General features: G+C 67.2%; 18 protein-coding genes and 1 tRNA gene. 12 read left to right on the forward strand and 7 right to left on the reverse strand.

Annotation, left to right across the window (positions count from 1 at the left end):
* The first annotated feature begins 35 nt into the window (after positions 1–35).
* The 3 genes from AC1D1A_RS01780 (at position 36) to AC1D1A_RS01790 (ending at position 2,635) form a co-directional block, all read left to right on the forward strand.
* Positions 36–1,016, forward strand: coding sequence for a tyrosine recombinase XerC (locus AC1D1A_RS01780; RefSeq protein ID WP_476947009.1), 981 nt, complete (start codon positions 36–38; stop codon positions 1,014–1,016).
* Positions 1,017–1,397: 381 nt separating this feature from the next.
* Positions 1,398–1,901 (forward strand): DUF3145 domain-containing protein, encoded by a 504-nt coding sequence (locus AC1D1A_RS01785; RefSeq protein WP_026266435.1) that lies wholly within the window; start codon positions 1,398–1,400, stop codon positions 1,899–1,901.
* A 146-nt stretch (positions 1,902–2,047) separates the two neighbouring features.
* A complete protein-coding gene (locus AC1D1A_RS01790) occupies positions 2,048–2,635 on the forward strand; it encodes a dihydrofolate reductase family protein (RefSeq protein WP_476947010.1) in 588 nt (195 codons plus the stop codon).
* A gap of 91 nt (positions 2,636–2,726) precedes the next feature.
* Here AC1D1A_RS01790 and fabF read toward each other — a convergent pair whose 3' ends face one another.
* The 6 genes from fabF to aceE all read right to left on the reverse strand — a co-directional run bounded on the left by fabF (position 2,727) and on the right by aceE (position 10,880).
* Complete coding sequence (gene fabF / locus AC1D1A_RS01795) at positions 2,727–3,962, reverse strand: beta-ketoacyl-ACP synthase II (protein ID WP_028275211.1); 1,236 nt, start codon at positions 3,960–3,962, stop codon at positions 2,727–2,729.
* Positions 3,963–4,139: 177 nt separating this feature from the next.
* Positions 4,140–4,385: an acyl carrier protein gene (locus AC1D1A_RS01800; protein WP_018773434.1), complete on the reverse strand. Its 246-nt coding sequence runs from the start codon at positions 4,383–4,385 to the stop codon at positions 4,140–4,142.
* A gap of 202 nt (positions 4,386–4,587) precedes the next feature.
* Positions 4,588–5,649 carry a beta-ketoacyl-ACP synthase III gene (locus tag AC1D1A_RS01805; RefSeq protein WP_026537071.1) on the reverse strand — a complete coding sequence of 354 codons (1,062 nt, stop codon included), beginning with the start codon at positions 5,647–5,649 and terminating at the stop codon, positions 4,588–4,590.
* Positions 5,646–6,575, reverse strand: a complete 930-nt coding sequence (locus tag AC1D1A_RS01810; RefSeq protein ID WP_476947011.1) for an ACP S-malonyltransferase — start codon at positions 6,573–6,575, stop codon at positions 5,646–5,648. The genes AC1D1A_RS01805 and AC1D1A_RS01810 overlap by 4 nt, the downstream gene beginning before the upstream one ends.
* Positions 6,576–6,662: 87 nt before the next feature.
* Positions 6,663–7,907: a PucR family transcriptional regulator gene (locus AC1D1A_RS01815; RefSeq protein WP_018773431.1), complete on the reverse strand. Its 1,245-nt coding sequence runs from the start codon at positions 7,905–7,907 to the stop codon at positions 6,663–6,665.
* 204 nt (positions 7,908–8,111) lie between these two features.
* Positions 8,112–10,880 (reverse strand): pyruvate dehydrogenase (acetyl-transferring), homodimeric type, encoded by a 2,769-nt coding sequence (gene aceE, locus AC1D1A_RS01820; RefSeq protein ID WP_476947012.1) that lies wholly within the window; start codon positions 10,878–10,880, stop codon positions 8,112–8,114.
* Between the two features lie 436 nt (positions 10,881–11,316).
* On the opposite strand from aceE, the gene AC1D1A_RS01825 reads away from it, so the two are divergent.
* From AC1D1A_RS01825 to AC1D1A_RS01860, 8 genes are all read left to right on the forward strand, one after another.
* Positions 11,317–11,736, forward strand: a complete 420-nt coding sequence (locus AC1D1A_RS01825; RefSeq protein WP_018773429.1) for a DUF3052 domain-containing protein — start codon at positions 11,317–11,319, stop codon at positions 11,734–11,736.
* Complete coding sequence (locus AC1D1A_RS01830) at positions 11,733–12,248, forward strand: peroxiredoxin (RefSeq protein ID WP_476947013.1); 516 nt, start codon at positions 11,733–11,735, stop codon at positions 12,246–12,248. The genes AC1D1A_RS01825 and AC1D1A_RS01830 overlap by 4 nt, the downstream gene beginning before the upstream one ends.
* 4 nt (positions 12,249–12,252) lie before the next feature.
* Positions 12,253–13,185, forward strand: a complete 933-nt coding sequence (locus AC1D1A_RS01835) for an NAD-dependent protein deacetylase (protein WP_476947014.1) — start codon at positions 12,253–12,255, stop codon at positions 13,183–13,185.
* A 90-nt stretch (positions 13,186–13,275) separates the two neighbouring features.
* Positions 13,276–13,351 (forward strand) — tRNA-Val (locus tag AC1D1A_RS01840).
* A gap of 126 nt (positions 13,352–13,477) precedes the next feature.
* The gene (locus tag AC1D1A_RS01845) at positions 13,478–13,756 is read left to right on the forward strand and encodes a hypothetical protein (protein WP_018773424.1); all 279 of its coding nucleotides are present in this window, start codon (positions 13,478–13,480) and stop codon (positions 13,754–13,756) included.
* Between the two features lie 247 nt (positions 13,757–14,003).
* On the forward strand, positions 14,004–14,834 hold the full coding sequence (locus AC1D1A_RS01850) for a fumarylacetoacetate hydrolase family protein (protein WP_476947015.1): 831 nt from the start codon (positions 14,004–14,006) through the stop codon (positions 14,832–14,834).
* Between the two features lie 166 nt (positions 14,835–15,000).
* Positions 15,001–15,798, forward strand: a complete 798-nt coding sequence (locus AC1D1A_RS01855) for an IclR family transcriptional regulator (protein WP_476856943.1) — start codon at positions 15,001–15,003, stop codon at positions 15,796–15,798.
* Between the two features lie 164 nt (positions 15,799–15,962).
* Positions 15,963–17,312 carry an MFS transporter gene (locus tag AC1D1A_RS01860; RefSeq protein WP_476848979.1) on the forward strand — a complete coding sequence of 450 codons (1,350 nt, stop codon included), beginning with the start codon at positions 15,963–15,965 and terminating at the stop codon, positions 17,310–17,312.
* Between the two features lie 262 nt (positions 17,313–17,574).
* Here AC1D1A_RS01860 and AC1D1A_RS01865 read toward each other — a convergent pair whose 3' ends face one another.
* Positions 17,575–18,639 (reverse strand): D-2-hydroxyacid dehydrogenase, encoded by a 1,065-nt coding sequence (locus AC1D1A_RS01865; protein ID WP_476930778.1) that lies wholly within the window; start codon positions 18,637–18,639, stop codon positions 17,575–17,577.
* Positions 18,640–18,711: 72 nt separating this feature from the next.
* On the opposite strand from AC1D1A_RS01865, the gene AC1D1A_RS01870 reads away from it, so the two are divergent.
* Positions 18,712–19,659, forward strand: coding sequence for an NAD(P)-dependent oxidoreductase (locus tag AC1D1A_RS01870; RefSeq protein WP_476930779.1), 948 nt, complete (start codon positions 18,712–18,714; stop codon positions 19,657–19,659).
* Positions 19,660–19,661 lie beyond the last annotated feature (2 nt).

The following is a 19,661-nucleotide window of genomic DNA, read 5'->3' on the forward strand; positions in this document are numbered from 1 at the left end:
ACCGGGAAGAAACGGCTCGCCGACCGGCTCCTTGAATGCGGGGGGAATACTGCCAGAGTAAGAGGGTGTCTACACAGGATCCCCCCGCTGCCCCGCCCGCCGCGCTCGACGGCGGTATCCAGCTCGCCGCCGCACGCTTCGGCCGCTACCTGGCAGCGGAGCGGGGCAGGTCCGCCCATACCGTGCGGGCCTATCTCTCCGATGTCGAAAGCCTGCTGGCGCACGCCGCAACCGAGGGCGTCCACGACCTTGCCGGGCTGGAGCTCGGGACTCTGCGGCGCTGGCTTGGTGCCCAGAGCGAGTCCGGGAAGTCCCGCGCCACCCTGGCCCGCCGCGCCGCCACCGCCAGAGCCTTCACCGCCTGGGCTGTCCGTGAGGAGCTGATCGAAGCCGACCCCGCCCTGCGGCTCAAGGCGCCAAAGCGGGAGAAGTCCCTGCCCGGCGTCTTGCACCAGCAACAGGTCCGGCGGCTCGTGGACGACGCCGAATCCGCCTCGGCCGAGGGGGAACCGCTGGCCTTGCGCAACCGTGCCATGGTGGAGCTGCTCTACGCCACCGGTGTCCGGGTTGGCGAGCTGGCCGGCATGGACGTCGACGACCTCGACCCGGACCGCAGGACCCTCCGGGTGCTTGGCAAGGGCAACAAGGAACGCACGGTGCCCTACGGGCTGCCGGCGGCGCTCGCCGTCGACGACTGGCTCCGCCGCGGCCGGCCGGCCCTCGCCACCGGGACCAGCGGCCCGGCGCTCTTCCTGGGCGCGCGCGGCGGAAGAGTGGACCAGCGCCAGATCCGCAGCGTGGTCAAGGAGATGCTGGAACGGCTGGGAGACACCGCCGCCACCGGGCCGCATGCCCTGCGGCACTCCGCAGCGACCCACCTGCTCGACGGCGGGGCGGATCTGCGCGCCGTGCAGGAAATCCTGGGGCACAGCAGCCTTGCCACCACGCAGATCTACACCCACGTGTCCGTTGAGAGGCTCCGGCAGAGCTACCAGCAGGCACACCCCCGGGCCTGAGGATTACCGGTCCGGCGCGTCCGGCCGGCCGGAAAAGGCACACAATTCGGCCCGGATTCCTGCCCCGGATTCGGCCCTCGGACCTGCCCGGCGCCAAGCGGACCAGGGTCCATCTGCAGGACTGCCGAACCATGCACGGCGCGTCGGAAAAGACGCGCCGAATCGCACTGGCGTAATTAGGAGGGGTAGGGCAGAATAAAACTCACGCCCGGGAAGTTTCAAGTTGAACTTGAAGCTGGAATGCATCACGTCCCAGCTTTGAACCCGGCTGTATATTAGTAGTCTGGCAGGGACCGCCGGCATAAATTCGGATCCGCGCAACAGACAGACATCCAGGCACAGGTCGTTGGGGAAGACGTACCTACAGCTATGGAGGATGGAATGTCTGTTGCACTGACCCGAGGTGTGTTGTTCGTTCACTCGGCCCCGACTGCCTTGTGCCCCCACGTCGAGTGGGCCATAGGGTCTGTCGTGGACAAGCGGACGGACCTGGAGTGGACCGCTCAGCCTGCCGCGCCCGGAATGTTCCGGGCCGAGCTGTCGTGGACCGGAACGCCGGGCACGGGGGCTCAATTGGCGTCGGCTCTGCGCGGCTGGGCGCATCTGCGCTACGAAGTCACCGAGGAACCGAGCCAGGGAGTCGACGGCGGCCGCTGGTCGCACACCCCGGAGCTGGGGATCTTCCACGCCACCACCGATGTCCACGGCAACATCATGGTCTCCGAGGACCGCATCCGCTACGCCTACGAATCCGGCGCCGGCGACCCCTCGGCCGTCTACCACGAACTCTCGCTCGCCCTCGGTGAGGCCTGGGACGAGGAACTCGAACCCTTCCGGCACGCCGCCGAAGGCGCCCCCGTGCGCTGGCTCCACCAGGTCGGCTAAAGCCTCACAAGGCGCAACACCGCACATCCATAGCTAGGCGCCACATGAAGGATGGCGGCAGTGTTCATTACGAACACTGCCGCCATCGCTCGTTCCGGCAGGTGGCAGGACGTCTGTCGTAGGATCTTCACACCGCTTCAGCAACCATGATCGGAGAGAAGATGCGCGAACTCGTTTACTACGTCGCAGTGAGCCTGGACGGCTACATCGCGGCACCAGACCATAGCTTTGATGCGTTTCCTGTCGAGGGCGACCACATGGAGACAATTCTGCGGGACTACACCGACGCCCTTCCGGCGCCTGCCCTGGCCGCGCTGGGACTGACACCCACACTTTCCCGATTCGACACCGTCCTGATGGGCTGGAACACGTACGCCGTGGGACTGCCGCTCGGCCTCGACAACCCCTATCCGCACCTGCGGCAATATGTGTTCACTCGGACGCAGACCGCCGCCCCTGAGGAGATCACCAGCACCGCGGAGGAGCCGGCCGGCGTCGTCACGGCGCTCAAGGCCGAGCCTGGTGGTGCGGACATCTGGTTGTGCGGGGGCGGGCAATTGGCCTCGGCACTGGCAGGAGAGATCGACCGGCTGGTCCTGAAGGTCAACCCAGTGATGTTCGGTGCGGGTATCCCGCTCTTCGCTGACCGGGGCTACTCACCCTGGAATGCGGAACTGACGGCGAGCCAGCGCTTCCAATCCGGCGTCGTGATTAACGATTACCGACTCAACTAGGCGCCAAAAGGCAGATGGCGGCAATGTTCATGAAGAACATTGCCGCCATCTGCCGTCCCGGCGTGCTGCGGGCGTGCTGCTGGTCGTGCAGCTAGACGCTGCGTACCGCGATCACGGCGTTGTGGCCGCCGAAGCCGAACGAGTTGCTCAGCGCGGCGATGCTGCCGGCCGGCAGGTCGCGGGCGGTCGTGACGACGTCGAGCGGGATTTCCGGATCCTGGTTCTCGAGGTTGATGGTCACCGGCGCCTTGCGGTCGTAGATGGCCATGACGGTCAGCACGGCCTCCACGGCACCGGAGGCGCCGAGCAGGTGCCCCATCTGGGACTTGGTGGCCGAGACCGCGACGGAGTCCACGTGCTTGCCCAGGGCGGCCTTGAGGGCCGCGTACTCGGGCTTGTCGCCGACCGGGGTGGAGGTGGCGTGCGCGTTGACGTGCACGATGTCTTCGGGCTGGATGCGGCCATCGAACATCGCAGCCTTCAGCGCGCGGGTAGCGCCCAGGCCCTGGGGGTCCGGGGCGGTGATGTGGTAAGCGTCGGCGGTGACCGAGGTGCCCGCCAGTTCGGCGTAGATCCGGGCGCCGCGGGCCAGGGCGTGTTCCTCGGCCTCGAGCACCAGGGCGCCGGCGCCCTCGCCCATGACGAAGCCGTCGCGGTCACGGTCGTAGGGGCGTGAGGCGTGCTCGGGATCGTCGTTGCGGCGTGAGAGGGCCTGCATGGAGGCAAAGGCGGCGATCGGCATCGGGTGAATGGCGGCTTCGGCGCCGCCGCACACGACGACGTCGGCCTTGCCGGCGCGGATGAGGTCCAGGCCCACGTGGACGGCCTCGGTGCCGGACGCGCAGGCGGAAACGGGGGTGTGGGCGCCGGCGCGGGCACCCAGGTCCAGGCTTACCGCGGCGGCCGGGCCGTTGGGCATCAGCATGGGCACGGTCATGGGCAGGACGCGGCGGGGACCCTTTTCGCGCAGGGTGTCCCAGGCATCCAGGAGGGTCCAGACGCCGCCGATGCCGGTCGCGAACGCCACCGCCAGACGGTCGTGGTCGATTTCAGTGATGCCGGAGTCGGCCCACGCCTCACGGGATGCGACCACGGCGAACTGGGTGGACGGGTCCATGCGCTTGGCCTCGACCCGGGTTAGGACGTCCAGGGCAGGGGTGGAGGCGCGTGCAGCGAAGTGGACGGGCAGCTCGTACTTGGCCACCCAGTCGTCCTCAAGCGTGTGCGCGCCGGAGACGCCCTTGAGCGCGTTCTTCCACATCGTGGGGACATCGCCGCCGATGGGTGTGGTGGCACCCAGACCGGTAATGACTACTTTGCGTGCCATGGGATCACTCTCTGTCGGTGCGCCTGCCGTATCCGGAACCGCGAACGGGATGGCCGGGGCCTGCGAGGGGAAAACTTTCGGGTGGTGCATTTCGTGGTGGTGCTGGTGGTCCGGTCCGGGCGCTGCTGCAGCGCCCGGACCGGACACCGGGGTCCGCCGATACTGGCGGAAGCCAGACTAGGCCTGGGCGTTGGCGATGAAGCTGACGGCGTCGCCGACGGTCTTGAGGTTCTTGACCTCTTCGTCCGGGATGCGGACGCCGAACTTCTCTTCGGCGTTGACCACGATCGTCATCATCGAGATGGAGTCGATGTCCAGATCCTCGGTGAAGGACTTGTCCATTTCGACAGCCTCCGTGGCCAGGCCGGTCTCTTCGTTGACGATTTCAGCCAGGCCGGCCAGGATTTCTTCGTTGCTAGCCATTGATGGCTCCTTTTCTGGTTGTTGCCCTCGGCTGCCGGTGGAATGCCGGCAGCCTAAGGGCGGAAATGATTCAAACCGAGGGTTCGGCTTGGTGCGGGAATGCTTGCGAGCACAGCATGCGGGGCGGGCCCTGAAATTGAAGGACATGCGGTGCAAGGGTGAAACGGGTGGAACGTATTTAGTTCGGAAAAGCGGTGGCTGCCTAAGGAAGCACGACCACCTGGGCGCCGAAGACCAGACCGGCTCCGAAGCCGATCTGCAGCGCCAGCCCGCCGCTGAGCTCGGGGTTTTCCTCAAGCAGGCGGTGGGTGGCGAGGGGGATGGACGCCGCCGACGTATTTCCGGCGTCGGCGATGTCGCGGGCGATCTTGACGGTCTCGGGCAGCTGCAGCTTCTTGGCCATCTCGTCGATGATGCGCATGTTGGCCTGGTGCGGGATGAACGCTGCGAGGTCCTCGGACCGGATGCCGGCTGCGTCCAGGGCCTGCTGGGCCACCTTGGCCATCTCCCACACGGCCCAGCGGAAGACAGTCTGGCCGTCCTGGCGCAGGGTCGGCCACAGGGAAGCGTCGGTCACGGCCGCTTCCTCATCGCTGACGGCGGCGCCGTGCTTGCCGGTCAGGGCGAGCTCGCGGATGTCCAGCATGGAGTGGGTCATGCCGATGGCATCCCACTTGCTGCCGTCCGAACCCCACACCGAGGGGCCGATGCCGGGCGTGTCAGAGGGGCCGATCACGACTGCGCCCGCGCCGTCGCCAAGCAGGAAGGAGATGGTCCGTTCCGTGTTGTCGATGACGTCGGAGAGCTTCTCGGCACCGACCACCAGGACGTAGGAGGCCGCGCCGGAACGCACCAGGGCGTCGCCCTGGGCGATGCCATAGCAGTAGCCGGCGCATGCCGCGGAGATGTCGAAGGCCGGGGCCGGCGTCGCGCCGAGGCGGTCGGCGAGGCTCGCTGCGGCGGACGGGGTCGCATACGGGTGGGTGACCGTGGAAACGATCACGGCGCCGAGCTGGGAGGCCTCGATGCCGGCCTTCTGCAGTGCTTCACGTGCGGCGCCCTCGGCCATGTCAATCACGCTGACATCGGCGGGCGCGCGGTGCCGGGTGATGATGCCCGTGCGCTGGCGGATCCACTCATCCGAGGAGTCGATCCACTGGCACACGTCCTCGTTGGTCACGATCACGCTGGGCCGGTAAGCCCCGATACCCATGATGCGGGTGTTGGCCTGCACCGGTGCCTGCTTCAGAGTGGGAACGCTCATGCCCCTCCCTCCAGTTCTGCAAATAGGGCCAGGGCCGCGGAAAGATCGTCCGGGGTCTTGACGGTGACTGTCTTGACGCCGGGCATGCCGCGCTTGGCCAGGCCCGCCAGTGTTCCGGCGGGAGCCAGCTCGATCACGCCGGTCACCCCGCGCTGCACCATCGTCTCCATGCACTGGTCCCAGCGGACCGGCCGGGAGACCTGGGCGATCAGGCTGTCGACGGCGGCGGCGCCGTCGGTGACTTCCGCGCCGTCGAAGTTGGACAGCAACGGCACCTGCGGGTCCTTCGGGTGCAGCGACGGACGCAGGGCCTGCAGGGCCGCGCCCGCGGGGGCCATGTGCGAGGTGTGGAACGCGCCCGCGACCTTCAGCGGAATAACCCGGGCCTTGGCCGGCGGGTTCTCCGCCAGGGCCTTCAGCTGCTCCAGGGTGCCTGCGGCGACGGTCTGGCCGGCCCCGTTGACGTTGGCGGCCGTGGCCCCGGCGGCAGCAATGGCTGCCAGGACCTCCGCGGGGTCGCCGCCCACGACGGCACTCATGCCGGTCGGGGTGGCGGCGGCAGCGGCTGCCATGCTGTTGGCGCGTTCGCGGACAAATGTCATGGCTTCGGATTCCGACAGGACACCGGCGAGGGAAGCCGCGGTGATTTCGCCGACGGAGTGGCCGGCAAGGATGACGGGAAGCGTGCCGAGTTCGACGTCGAACAGCGACTTCGCCGTCACCAGGCCCGCAGCAACGATCAGGGGCTGCGCGACTGCGGTGTCCTTGATGGTCTCCTCATCGGAGGTGGTGCCGTGGGCGGTGAGGTCGATGCCTGCTATTTCGCTGAGGGAGGCCAGGAGGCCTGCGACGGGTGGCAGTTCCAGCCAAGGGGCCAGAAAACCAGGGGTCTGGGAGCCCTGTCCAGGGCAAACGATTRCAAGCACGTAACCAGCTTTCCAAATTACCGCGTGAACATTCGTGTTTTCATGCACCAAGCTCACTGGGTCAGTTTGTAGGAAGTCTACAACGGTTCAGGAGCCGTTGCGGGGAGGTTGCCGCTCCGTGGGGGCCTTCGGCGGGGCAGAAAGCCGGCCCACGACGAGGGCGGTCTGGAGCACGAACGCCTCCCGCGGCAGCAGCGGATCCCAGCCGGTGACGTCGCAGACGCGCTTGAGCCGGTAGCGCACTGTGTTGGCATGGACGAAGAGTTCCCGGGCCGTGGCCTCGAGTGAATGGCCCAGTTCGAGGTACGTGCCGAGGGTCTCCACCAGCCCGTTGGAGGCGGCCAGAAGCGGGCGGTAGATGTTTTTGACCAGCGAGCGGCGGGCGGCGTCGTCGCCGGAGATCACCCGCTCCGGGAGCAGGTCATCGGCCGCCACCGGGCGCGGCGCGGAAGGCCACGCGCGGGCCGCGGTGAGGCCGGCAAAGGCGGACTGGGCGGAGCCGCTGGCCTCGAGGAGGGACCCGGCCTCCGGGCCGTAGACCACCGGGCCGGGGGCAAAGAGTTCGCTGAGTTTCAGGTATGCGGTCTCCCGGTCGTGGACCCCGCCCAGGATCAGGATGAGGCGGTCGCCCTGGATCCCCACAAGGGCGTCCTCGGCGAAGCGCCCCGCCGTGCGCCGCAGTTCGCTGACGTAGCTGGCGCTTGGTTCGGACGGGGAATTCCCGACCATGACCGTGAAGCGCTCCTGTGCTTTCCAGCCCAGGGCCGCGATCCTGGACCGCAGCGCGTCGGTGTTTTCGCCACGGAGGATGGCATCGACAATCAGGGCTTCCAGCCGGGTATCCCAGGAGCCGCGGGATTCCGCGGCGCGGGCATAGACGTCGGCGGCCGCGAACGCGACCTCCCGCGAGTAGCGCAGCACGGCCTCCCGGAGGGCCCCCTGGTCCGCTTCCGGGGCGATCACCGGGACCTGGTCCTCGACGACTTCCACCACGATCCGGATCAGCTGGAGCGCCTTCTGCAGGCTGATGGAGCGGGTCAGTTCGGTGGGTGCGGTGCCGAAGACGTCGGAGAGGATCCACGACGGCGAACTTGGCCGTTCGTACCAGGTGACGAAAGCCGCGATGCCGTTCTGGGCCACCATGCCCAGGGCGGAACGTTCATCCGAGTTCAGCCGGCCGTACCACGGCAGGGACTTCTCCAACTGGCGCAGCGTCGTCGTCGACAGCTGGCCCACGCTGGCCCGGAGCTTCTTGAGGGTTTCGGCTTTCTCCGGAGTCATCGCCCTCGAGCTCGGCTTGCGTTTTTCGGGAGTGGTGATCGGCTCTGCCATGCATTGAGCATACGGGGCGGGCCGCCCAAGCTCCATTTGTGCGAAGGCTACAACTGTCCTTGTCCTGCATCACAGCGGCCCGCGGGAGTCCAGAGCGTCCCCGGAGGGAGGCCGGAGGGAGGCGGGGCGGTTAAACGCCCGACGGCGGCCCCCACCTTTCGGTGGGAGCCGCCGTCGAACGTTCGCTCTTGCGCTGAGGCGCGGTTAGGAGTCGCCGCCTGCGTTGCCGGTGGTGCCGGCGTTCACGTTGTGCAGGCGGTACTTCTCGATGGCCTGGGCAGGTGCCTGGGCATCCACTTCGCCCCGGCGGGCCAGCATCTGAAGGGAACGGACCACAACCGAGTGGATGTCGTTCTTGAAGAAGCGGCGTGCCGCGGCGCGGGTGTCCGAGAAGCCGAAGCCGTCCGCGCCGAGCGAGRCAAACTCGTTCGGCAGGAACTGGCGGATCTGGTCCGGCACGGCCTTCATGTAGTCAGTGACCGCGACGATGGGGCCGGTGGCGCCGGCGAGCTGCTGGGTCACGAACGGGACGCGGGCGGGCTGGTCGGGGTTGAGGAAGGAGTCTTCCTCGGCGGCCATGGCGTCGCGGCGCAGTTCGGTCCAGGAGGTCACGGACCAGACATCCGCCGAGACGCCCCAGTCCTCGGCGAGGACCCGCTGGGCTTCGAGGGCCCAGGGAACCGACACACCCGAGGCAAGGATCTGCGTGCGCGGGCCGTCAATCTTGGCCGGCGCCAGCAGGTAGATGCCCTTGATGATGCCCTCGACATCGAGTTCCGCCGGTGCGGGCGGCTGCACGATCGGCTCGTTGTAGACAGTGATGTAGTACATCACGTTCCGCGACGGATCGTTGTCGGCAATTTCTTTCCCGGCTTCGCCGGGCCCATACATCCGGTTGAGGCCGTCACGCATGATGACGCCCATCTCGTAGCCGTATGCCGGGTCGTAGGTGATGACGGCCGGGTTGGTTGCCGCCAGTATCGGGGAGTGGCCGTCGGCGTGCTGCAGGCCTTCGCCGGTCAGCGTGGTGCGTCCGGCGGTGGCGCCGATGATGAACCCGCGGGTCATCTGGTCGGCGGCGGCCCAGAAGGAATCGCCGGTGCGCTGGAAGCCGAACATCGAGTAGAAGACGTAGACCGGGATGAGCGGTTCGCCGTGGGTGGCGTAGGACGTGCCGGCGGCGGTGAAGGCTGCCACGGATCCGGCCTCGTTGATGCCGGCGTGTACGATCTGGCCGGAGATGGACTCCTTGTACGCCAGGACGAGCTCGCGGTCCACGGAGAGGTAGTTCTGGCCGTTCGGGTTGTAGATCTTCGCCGTCGGGAAGAACGCGTCCATGCCGAAGGTGCGTGCCTCATCGGGGATGATCGGCACAATCCGCTTGCCGAACTCCTTGTCCCGCATGAGGTCCTTGAGCAGGCGTACAAAGGCCATGGTGGTGGCGGCGTGCTGCTTGCCGGAGCCGCGGTTGGCGACTTCGTAGACCTTCTCGTCCGGGAGGGTGACGTCGGCGTGCTTGGAGCGCCGCTCGGGGACGAAGCCGCCGAGTTGCTTGCGGCGGTCCATCAGGTACTGGATCTCCGGGGAGTCCATGCCGGGGTGGTAGTACGGCGGCCGGTAGAGGTCCGCTTCGAGCTGGTCGTCCGTGATCGGGATGCGCAGGTGGTCGCGGAAGGCCTTGAGGTCCGCGAGGGTGAGCTTCTTCATCTGGTGGGTCGCGTTGCGGCCCTCGAAGTGGGTGCCCAGGCCGTAGCCCTTGACCGTGTGCGCCAGGATGACCGTGGGCTTGCCCTTGAACTCGGTGGCGGCCTTGTAGGCGGCGTAGACCTTGTTGTAGTCGTGGCCGCCGCGCTTGAGGTTCCAGATCTGGTCGTCGGTCAGGTCCTGGACCATTTCCTTGGTCTGCGGGGTCTTGCCGAAGAAGTGCTCGCGGACGAACGCGCCGGATTCGGCCTTGTACGTCTGGTAGTCGCCGTCGACGGTCTCGTTCATGATCTTCACGAGCGAGCCGTCCTCGTCCTTGGCCAGCAGGTCATCCCACTCCCGGCCCCAGACGACCTTGATGACGTTCCAGCCGGCACCGCGGAAGAACGCTTCGAGTTCCTGCATGATCTTGCCGTTGCCGCGGACGGGACCGTCGAGGCGCTGGAGGTTGCAGTTGATGACGAAGTTGAGGTTGTCGAGCTTGTCGTTGGCCGCCAGCTGCAGCAGGCCGCGGGACTCGGGCTCGTCCATTTCGCCGTCGCCCAGGAACGCCCAGACCTGCTGGTCCGAGGTGTCCTTGATGCCGCGGTTGTGCAGGTACCGGTTGGACTGGGCCTGGTAGATGGCGTTCATCGGGCCGATGCCCATCGAGACGGTGGGGAATTCCCAGAACTCCGGCATCAGGCGCGGGTGCGGATAGGAGGACAGGGCGTGCCCTTCCTTGGACTTCTCCTGGCGGAACCCGTCCAGGTCCTCCTCGGAGAGCCGGCCTTCCATGAAGGCGCGGGCGTACATGCCGGGGGAGGCRTGGCCCTGGAAGAAGACCTGGTCGCCGCCGCCGGGGTGRTCCTTGCCGCGGAAGAAGTGGTTGAAGCCGACCTCGTACAGGGTCGCGGCGCCGGCGTARGTGGAGATRTGGCCTCCGACGCCGATGTCYGCCCGCTGCGCCCGGTGCACCATCACGGCGGCATTCCAGCGCAGCCAGGCRCGGTATTTGCGTTCGATCTCTTCRTCGCCAGGGAATGCCGCTTCCTGGTCGACMGGGATGGTGTTGACGTAGTCCGTGGTGGTGACCATCGGAACACCCACGCTCTGCGCGCCGGCCCGCTGGAGCAGGCTTCGCATAATGTACTGGGCACGTTCGGTGCCTTGTTCCTGAATCAGGGTATCCAGGGACTCCAGCCATTCGGCGGTCTCTTCCGGATCACGATCAGGCAGCTGGTTTGTCAACCCGCTGAGGATATGGGAGGTATCTTCTCCTGCAGCCACGTCCAACCTCTCTTTGAGCGCATCTATCGGCACCCTCAGCTCCGGGCAGGGTGACTGCCTGGCGTGAACGCGACGTGTGCGACATATCGGTTACATCAGCCCGGTCGTATGCGCCGGGCAAGGTCCAATCACGGTACGCCTGCCTGTATTAGCCGGGCGGTTGCCCGCGCAGGCGTAGTCGTCATCAGCCACTCTAGCCGTGCGGGCTGATGGATGCGTAGCCGCCCTATGGACCCGTCCCCGTATTTCACGGGCATACTGGTTGTGTGACGAAGCGCTGCCCCGCAGCCTCCGGATCGGCCTGTGTGACGCAGAATATGGCGGATCGCGGTACCAACAGCTTGAAGCGAGAGCCCAAAGGGTGTTGGCTTGGAGTAATGGAAATCACTAGTGCCATTGAAAACATGAAGCAATTCAAAAAGCATAGGAGCAACACGTGAGCGAGGCCGACGCCGCCACTTCGGTAAATGTGGCGGAGAAACTGGGTTTCAAAGACGGGGACCTGATTCAGGAATTCGGTTATGACGACGATGTCGACTTCGACTTGCGGGACGATATCGAAGATCTCACGGGCTCTGAGCTTCTCGACGAGGACGATCACGAGGTGGTCGATGCCGCCATTCTCTGGTGGCGGGCAGGTGACGGAGACCTTGTGGACACGCTGGTCGATTCGCTGACCACTCTCACCGAGGGCGGCGTTGTCTGGGTCCTGACTCCCAAGTCCGGCCGGGACGGCTACGTCTCGCCCGCGGACATCCAGGACGCCGCGCCCACCGCAGGGCTCCACTACACCACCTCCGCCGGCGTCTCGAAGGACTGGAGCGCCACCCGGTTGGTCACGCGGAAGAACAAGTGACCCAAGCGGTCCAGCACGAGGCCTCCGGGCCGGGCTCCGCCGTGAGCCCCGTTCCCGGCGTCGGCGATGCCGCGCCGGATTTCGAGCTAGCCAATCAATTCGGCGAACCGGTGCGCCTCTCAGACTTCCGCGGCCGCAACGTCGCCATAGTCTTCTACCCGTTTGCCTTCTCCGGGATCTGCACCGGGGAACTGTGCGAAATCCGGGACAACCTGGCACTGTTCGAGGATGCCGACGCCGCCGTGCTGGCAGTCTCGGTGGACAGCAAATTCGCCCAGCGTGCCTATGCCGAAAAGGAAGGCTACGGCTTCGATCTGCTGGCAGACTTCTGGCCGCACGGGGCCGTGGCCTCGGCTTACGGCGTGTTCGACCCTGACAGCGGCATGGCGCTGCGCGGCACCTTCATCATCGACGCGGCGGGAATCGTCCGCTACGTCGTGGTGAATCCGCGCGGCCAGGCCCGGGACTTCGCCGAATACCGGGCGGCCCTCGCGGGACTCGGCGGGAGCTGATCCGGTGAGGCAGCGGCGGCCAGGAATCGGCATGACCGGGTTTGCCAGCCTCCCGCCGGTCACGGCCGCCGGGAGCGCCGCGGAACTCCAGCGCACCGAGCTGGAGGCCCTGCAGGACATCCACGGCCTCCTGTCCGGGGAGCAGTTCGCCGTGCTGACGGGTGCCGGCCTGAGTACGGATTCAGGCATCCCGGACTACCGCGGGCCCGGCGCCGCACCGCGGACCCCCATGACCTACCAGGAATTCATCGGCGAGCCGGGAAACCGGCAGCGCTACTGGGCACGCAACCACATCGGCTGGTCACATCTGCGCAGGGCGGATCCGAACGATGGCCATGCCGCTGTAGCCCGGCTGGAGCAGCGGGGGCTTCTCACCGGCCTCATCACCCAAAACGTGGACCGGCTCCACGAGGACGCCGGCAGCGTCAACGTCGTGGACCTGCACGGCCGGTTCGACCAGGTGGTGTGCCTGGACTGCCACCGGCGGTTCAGCCGCCGGATGCTGGCCGGTGTCCTGGAAGAACTCAACCCAGGGTTCCTGGAACGGGCGCAGGCGGCCGGGGTGGTTGAAATGGCACCGGACGCCGATGCCGCCGTCGAGGACGGCGAACTGATTGGATCGTTCATCGTCGCCCGCTGTCCGGCCTGCGGCGGCACCCTGAAACCGGACTTCGTGTACTTCGGGGAAAACGTGCCCAAGGACCGCGTGGAGCGCTCCTACGCCATGGTCGACGCCGCCCGGGCGCTCCTGGTGGCCGGCTCGTCGCTGACCGTGATGAGCGGCCTGCGTTTTGTCCGCCACGCGGCGAAGCAGGGCAAAGCCGTGGTCATCGTCAACAGGGGACCGACCCGCGGGGACGGCCTCGCCACCATCAAGCTGGAGGCAGGCGTCAGCGGGGCCTTGACCTGGCTCGCCGCAGAGCTGCCGCCCCTGTAGCGACGGCCGGGCCGATTGGCGCTTGGCCGGTGACATCCGGTACAGTAGCTGTTCGTTGGTTGAAGCGCTGAGGCGCGGAAACCGCGGTTTGGGTCTTTAGCTCAGCTGGTAGAGCGCCACGTTTACACCGTGGATGTCATCGGTTCGATCCCGGTAGGACCCACCACAGAAAACCCCGTCTTTCCGGACCACACGGTCCGGAAGGGCGGGGTTTTGTGCGTCCCGGCGGGGGATGCTGCGCGCCCCGAAAATGTCAGGGCTCCGCCCTACTGTGGCGGGCATGGAACACGTGATGGTGAAAACAGGCCCGGACGGGCGGCCCCTGGCGGTAGTGCGCGGGGGCAGGGAATGGTTGATCGGCGCCGAGCCCGTGCGTTGGTTCGAGCGGGTCAGCTGGTGGGAGGCCGAGCGCCGGATGCCCAAGGGCCTGAGCCGCGTGGATGTCGAGGTCTGGCAGGTCCAGGCGAGGCTCGGCCGCAACCGCGGATCTGCCCTGACCACCATGGAACTGATCCGGGACGGCCTGGGTGGGGGCTGGCGGCTGCGGGGGGCCGTTGCGGACGCCGCGTAGGCTGCCTGCGCGGGCAACAATCGCCCGGCCCGGCCCGCTCAAAAGGGGACCCCGGACCCTGGTATCACCCGGGCATTGGAAAAGCCTTCCACCGCGACTATTGGGGGATGCCGCGGTGGAAGGCTTGTAATGAATATACCGTGAACACTTGGAAATGTGAAACACCGGCGGCGTTTCTGCGCGCCAGAATTACGCCAGTCGATGGCCTAATCGCGGGCCCCGGGAGTCCGCCGCCTAGGATGTTTTCATGACCGCCACGAGTGCCCGCCGAATCGCCAGAGTCCGCCCGCTTTCCCCGGCTGCCGGGGGCGAATACTTCTTCGTCGCCAACGACGCAGCGGACTTTGGCAGTGCGGCGGGCAGGGTGTGGACGGTGACACCCTCTCCGTTCCCGGGTTCTGCCGCCAATGCCGGCAGCCTGCCCCGCAGCGGTTGGGAGGTCGGCGCGACAGTGGAGGAAGCGTCGTTTACGTTCCTCGCGCCCAGTGTCCCGGCCAACGTCCTGGGCATGGCGCACAATACCGGTGCCGCCGGTCGCGGGCTTCCGCCGCAGGCCTTCCACAAGGCGTCCACCAGCGTGGTCGGCCCAGGGGACGCGGTTGAACTCCGGCTGGGCGTGGGACGCGTCGAGCCGGAGGCCGAACTGACCCTCGTGATCGGGAGCAGCGCCCGCGGACTGACGCCCGGCAACGCCATGGGCGCGGTCCTGGGCTACACCATAGGAAATGACGTCTCCGCCAGGAACCTGCAGGAATCCGATCAGCTGTGGATCAGCGCCAAGAGCCAGGACACCTTCACGCCCGTGGGGCCCTGGATCGTCACGGACCTGAACGGCGACGACCTGGCGATCGGCATCAAACACAACGGTCAGGAACTCAAGGCAGCCAGCTCCGCCGACCTTGGCTGGAAGGTCGAGGAAATCCTCGCCTATCTCACATCCTTCATGACCCTTCACCCGGGTGACCTGGTGCTGACGGGATTCCCCGCCGAGTGTGCGCCGATCGTCCCCGGCGACACCGTCACGTGCCACATTGCCGGCATCGGCGAGCTGACGAACCCCGTGGTGTCTGCCGCCTAAGGGGCCGGCGGTCCCCGACGAGGCCCGCCGACGGGAAGCAATGGATGCGCGGGCCCTGCCGGTCCCGGTTCAGGGCGCCAGACATTATGATGGTTAGTGTTCAGCTGACTGGACGGCATTCGAACGAGTGGCGCGGCGACTTGCGCGCGATACCTGAAGGAGAATCATGGCCGATTCCCGAGTTTCCCGACCCTCCGACGGATTGGGGAGCGCGTCACCCGCGCCGGCTGTTACCCGTGCCGCCGCCGTGCTGGAAGCCCTGGCGGCATCCGCGACCGGACGCCTCACGCTCAGTGATCTGTCCCGGGAACTGGGAATCCCGAAGTCCTCCACCTCCAACCTCCTGCTCGCGCTCGAGGAGGCGAGGCTGATCAGCCGCCAGGGCGCGGAGTTCACCCTCGGCCGGAAGTTGGTTGAGCTCGGCGCTGCCTACCTCAGCCGCCTCGACGAGGTCCAGGAGTTCTACCGCTTCTGTGAACAGGCCCCGACGCTCTCGGGAGAGACGGTCCGGATCGCCATGCTGGACGGAACAAATGTCATCTACCTGGCCCGCTACGAAGGGCACCCGGCGGTGCGCCTGACGTCCAATATCGGCGACAAGATGCCCGTGTCCCTCTGTGCCGTGGGCAAGGCCCTGATCGCGCGGCTGCATGACCATGACGTCGACGAGATGTTTCCCGACGACGCGACTCTTCCGGTCCTGACGCCGAAGTCGCTGCGCACGGGTGCCGAGCTCAAGGCGCAGCTCACGCTCATCCGGGAGCAGGGGTATGCGTTCGAGGACGAGGAATCCACCACCGGCGTCGTGTGCCTGGCCGTCGCCGTCCCGACCCGGGGCGCACACGGGCCCAGCCTAGGCCTGTCGGTCACCGCGCTGAAGGCCACTTACTCGCAGGAGCAGGGCGCCCTGATGGTGAAGGAACTCCAGGACCTCGCCCGGTCCCTCGGCAATCCCATGGGCTAGGGGCCCGCGCCGCTGGGCGTTTCGGGACGCCCCGGAATAAAACTGATTATTCATTGGCTAGCCGATCACTATGCTGTACTCTGTTCAGCATAGTGATCGACTCATTGGGGTTGCTCACACCCACCAGACCAACGGGGGTCTGGAGTGTTCTTGAGGGAGTGCTTGTGACAACTAGTACTAATACACCGCTCGCTGAAGCGGACGGCGCCGTCGTCGATCCGGAACAGCTGCGACGGGCAACGCTTGCCAGCTCTGTGGGCTCCGCGCTGGAGTACTACGACTTCTACATCTACGGGCTGGCCTCCGCCCTGATCTTCGGCCCGCTGTTTTTCAAGCCGCTCGGCGAGGACGGGGCCCTGATTGCATCCTTCGCCACGTACGGTGTGGGCTTCGCGGCCCGGCCCTTCGGCGGGATGGTCTTCGGCTACATCGGCGACCGGTTCGGCCGCAAGATGGTCCTGATCCTCACCATCGGCCTGATGGGGACCGCCAGCTTCGCCATCGGCCTGCTGCCGACGTACGAACAGGCCGGCATGCTCGGCGCCGTTCTTCTGGTGACGCTGCGCATCCTGCAGGGACTGGGTGCCGGCGCTGAACAGGCGGGCGCCACCACGCTCATTTCCGAAGTCGCGCCGCGCCGCCGTCGTGGCTTCTTCGCGTCGCTCCCGTTCGTCGGCATCCAGCTGGGGACCCTGCTCGGCGCCGGAACGTTTGCGCTCATTGCCATGGCAGACAAGGCCGTCCTGGAGGGCTGGCTGTGGCGGGTGCCCTTCCTGGCCAGCGTGCTCCTGGTTGTGGTGGCCATCTTCATTCGGCTCCGTCTGAAGGAAACGCCCGTCTTCCAGGAACTGGAAAAGCACAAGAGCGTGGTCAAGAACCCCATCGGCCAGCTGTGGAAGCACTCGAAGAAGAACGTGCTGATCGGCATCGGCCTGCGGATGGGCGAAAACGGCAATTCCTCGATCTACTCCGCGCTGCTCATCGCGTTCCTGGCGGCCAAGGACGGCGTTTTTCCCGGCGACAAGTTCATCGGTCCGGTCGGCCTGCTCATCGCCGCGGGCTTCGCGGCCGTCATGGTGATCACCTTCGGTGCGCTGTCCGACAGGTTCGGCCGGGTGCCCGTCTACCGCTACGGCGCGCTGTTTCAGGCGCTCATCGCGCTGCCGGCGTTCTACCTGGTGACGCTGGGCAATGTCACGCTGGTCTGGATTGTCATGGTGGTCGGCATCGCCCTCGGCGTTCAGTCCATGCTCGGCCCGCAGTGCCCGCTGCTGCCTGAACTCTTCGGCTCGCAGTACCGTTTCACCGGCGTGGCCATGAGCCGGGAGCTCTCCGCCGTCCTGGCCGGCGGCCTGGTCCCGCTGGTCGGCGCCGCGCTGCTGGCCGCCACGGACCATTCCTGGCTGGTGCTCGCCATCTACTCGCTGGTCCTGGCGCTGATCTCGTTCGTCACCACCTTCTTCACGCCCGAGACGGTGGGACGCGACCTTCTCCTGACGGAGGATGCGCGCTAGGCGGAATCCGGGCTCCAGACCCTCCGTCCGCGCCGCACAGGCCGTGGCCCCTTCCACCCAGGAAGGGGCCACGGCCGTTTCTGCGCCACGGAAAGCGCCCGGCGACGCGCACTATGCGCGTCGCCGGGCGGATCCCGCGGCGCAGGCACGGTCCGGCGTCGCTGGGCAGAACCTTCCTCGCCCAACGCAAAGGGCGGCCCAACCGTTTCCGGTGGGCCGCCCTGTGTGCGCTGCGGCGCTGGTGCAGTGCGGAAGAGTGGACTCAGTAGAAGTGCACCGTGTCCACCAGGTGGGGGAGTTCGCCGCCGTCGAGGTAGGTCCGCAGGTTGCTGCAGAAGCGTTCGGTGATCAGCCGGTTTTCGGCGGCGCTGAGCGCCGAGGTGTGCGGGGACACCATCACCCTGGGGTGGTTCCACAGCGGGCTGTCCTGCGGCAGTGGCTCCACGGCGAAGACATCGAGGCAGGCATAGGAGACCTGGCCGTTGCCCAGGGCCTCCAGAAGCGCCTCTTCATCGACCACGGTGCCGCGGCCCACGTTGACGAAGACTGTTCCGGGCTTCATGGCGGCGAAGACGTCGCGGCTGAAGAGCTTCTCGGTGTACGGCGTGCCGGGCAGGGTATTGACGACGGCGTCTGCGGTGCCCAGCAGGCCGGCGAGGCCGTCGTTGTCCGTGACCGTCTCGATCCCGTCGATGGCCTCCACGGTCCGCTTGGTCCCGCTGACGCTCATGCCCAGGGCGCGGGCGATCCGTGCGGTCTCGAGCCCGATCTCGCCGAGCCCGGTGACCACCAGGCGGGAGCCGTTGACCAGGCGGGTGGGGGTGCGGAGCTCGGGCCAGAGCTTGGCCGCCTGGTCCTGGGCCAGCTCGGCGCTGCGCTTGAAGCCGTTGAGGATGCCCAGGGCGGCGAACTCGGCGAGCGGCAGGGCGTGCACCCCGGCCGAGGTGGTGACCCTGAACTTCTGCAGCGTCGCGGCGTCCAGCCCCGATGCCTTTACGGCACCGCCGGCGCCGGCCGCCATGGCATGGATCCACTCAAGCCGGGGATTGCTGCCGGCGATCCGGGCGAGGCCTGCCGGGCTTTCGTTGGGGAGCCCGTACAGGACCTGGGCCTTGTTGAGCATGTCCCAGTAGCGCTCTTCCTGCTCCGGCGTCCGGCGGAAGTCCGGGTCACCCGCATGGTCGGCGGGAAAACGTTCCGGCGGCAAGAGCTCGGGGTCGTAGAGGACGGTCACGGACGGATCTGCGGCGCGGATGCGGTCCACCAGCTCTGCTTCGAGCGGGACGGCGATCGCGACGGTGGTTTTGGTCGTCATAGTGTTCATCATACTGAATGGAGGCTAGGATGCTGAACAGAATTCCAAGATTAACCACGACGAAGTGAGGGCAACGCTATGGAGATGGACCGCAGGGAGGCCGGGTTCGTCGGCCTCGGCCTGATGGGCGCGCCGATGGCCGCCAACCTCCTCGCGGCAGGATGGACCGTCACGGCCTGGAACCGTTCGCCGGCGGCGCTGGACGCCTTCGAGACCCTGGGCGGCTCGCGTGTGGCCAGGGTCGAGGCGCTTCGAGACCAGCCAGTCATTGTCTTCATGCTGCCGGATCTGTCCGACATTGAGGAGGCGAGTGCCGCGCTCCTGGCCGGCTGGACCGCCAGCCCGCCCGCGCCCGGAACCGCCGTCGTGGTGATGAGCAGCGTGTCGCCGTCCGGCGTGCGGGACTTCGGGGCACGGGTCGCGGAGGCGAGCGGGGGCAACGCCGTCGTCGTCGATGCGCCGGTCAGCGGCGGCACCAAGGGCGCGGCGGACGGCACCCTTGCCATCATGGCGGGCGCCAGCGACAGCGACTTCCGCCGGCTCCTGCCGCTCTTTGGCGCGATGGGCAGCACCGTGCGGCGGCTGGGACCGCTGGGATCGGGGTCGCTCGCCAAGGCGTGCAACCAGCTGATCGTGGGAACCACGACGGCGGCGCTCGCCGAGGCCGCGGAGCTCGCCGAACGCTCCGGCATGGAGGTGCCCGCCCTTTACGAGGTGCTCGCGGGCGGACTGGCGGGCAGCCGGGTCCTGGACATCGTGGGGCCACGGCTCGCCGCCAGGGACTACGAGCCCACCGGGCCCGCCAAGTTCATGCACAAGGACCTCTCCTTCGTGCTCGAGAGCGCCGCGGCCGCGGGTGCCGCAGTGCCGATGGCGGCCGCCGGCGCCGAGCTCTACGCTGCCCTGCTGCGCCAGGGGCTGGGGGACCGGGACCTCGCCGTCGTGCGGCAAACCATCGCCAATCTCAGCGACAATGCACGTGACAACCCCAGCGATAAGCCAACAGCCAACACAGCAGCAAAGACCAAATGAGG

The sequence above is a fragment of the Arthrobacter sp. P1_B9 genome, from assembly GCF_056406495.1.

What these genes read in the sequence shown, in the direction of transcription:
- AC1D1A_RS01815 (WP_018773431.1), bottom strand. Translation starts at nt 7,907, where the DNA reads ATGGCAGAGCCGATCACCACTCCCGAAAAACGCAAGCCGAGCTCGAGG.
- AC1D1A_RS01805 (WP_026537071.1), bottom strand. Translation starts at nt 5,649, where the DNA reads ATGAGCGTTCCCACTCTGAAGCAGGCACCGGTGCAGGCCAACACCCGC.
- AC1D1A_RS01800 (WP_018773434.1), bottom strand. Translation starts at nt 4,385, where the DNA reads ATGGCTAGCAACGAAGAAATCCTGGCCGGCCTGGCTGAAATCGTCAAC.
- AC1D1A_RS01865 (WP_476930778.1), bottom strand. Translation starts at nt 18,639, where the DNA reads ATGATGAACACTATGACGACCAAAACCACCGTCGCGATCGCCGTCCCG.
- fabF (WP_028275211.1), bottom strand. Translation starts at nt 3,962, where the DNA reads ATGGCACGCAAAGTAGTCATTACCGGTCTGGGTGCCACCACACCCATC.
- AC1D1A_RS01780 (WP_476947009.1), top strand. Translation starts at nt 36, where the DNA reads ATGCGGGGGGAATACTGCCAGAGTAAGAGGGTGTCTACACAGGATCCC.
- AC1D1A_RS01870 (WP_476930779.1), top strand. Translation starts at nt 18,712, where the DNA reads ATGGACCGCAGGGAGGCCGGGTTCGTCGGCCTCGGCCTGATGGGCGCG.
- AC1D1A_RS01790 (WP_476947010.1), top strand. Translation starts at nt 2,048, where the DNA reads ATGATCGGAGAGAAGATGCGCGAACTCGTTTACTACGTCGCAGTGAGC.
- AC1D1A_RS01855 (WP_476856943.1), top strand. Translation starts at nt 15,001, where the DNA reads ATGGCCGATTCCCGAGTTTCCCGACCCTCCGACGGATTGGGGAGCGCG.
- AC1D1A_RS01845 (WP_018773424.1), top strand. Translation starts at nt 13,478, where the DNA reads ATGGTGAAAACAGGCCCGGACGGGCGGCCCCTGGCGGTAGTGCGCGGG.
- AC1D1A_RS01785 (WP_026266435.1), top strand. Translation starts at nt 1,398, where the DNA reads ATGTCTGTTGCACTGACCCGAGGTGTGTTGTTCGTTCACTCGGCCCCG.
- AC1D1A_RS01850 (WP_476947015.1), top strand. Translation starts at nt 14,004, where the DNA reads ATGACCGCCACGAGTGCCCGCCGAATCGCCAGAGTCCGCCCGCTTTCC.